Origin of the sequence: Rhodococcus sp. KRD162 (assembly GCF_017168335.1) — a bacterium.
Taxonomy (GTDB): domain Bacteria; phylum Actinomycetota; class Actinomycetes; order Mycobacteriales; family Mycobacteriaceae; genus Rhodococcoides.
Window position 1 is genome coordinate 1 of sequence record NZ_JABFAU010000062.1, and the last position, 253, is coordinate 253.

At 70.4% G+C, this 253-nt stretch carries 1 pseudogene; it reads left to right on the forward strand.

What is annotated here, in order from left to right:
• A pseudogene (locus tag J1M87_RS26420) lies at nucleotides 1-130 on the forward strand (SDR family NAD(P)-dependent oxidoreductase); the annotation flags it as partial.
• Nucleotides 131-253: the final 123 nt, after the last annotated feature.

Consider the following 253-nt stretch of genomic DNA (forward strand, 5'->3'; position numbering starts at 1 on the left):
CGGCGTGATCGTCAACACCGCCTCGGTCGCGGCCTTCGACGGGCAGATCGGACAGGCCGCGTACTCGGCATCGAAGGGCGGGATCGTCGGCGCCACCCTGCCGATCGCCCGCGACCTGGCGTCGCTGTTGCCGTCGTCGGCCTGGACCACGCCACATTCGGGGAGACCATCGTCGCGATCGTGACCCCGGTTCCCGGTCGCGAGGTGACCCTCGAGGAGCTGCGGACGTACGCCGCCGAATACGTCGCGGACT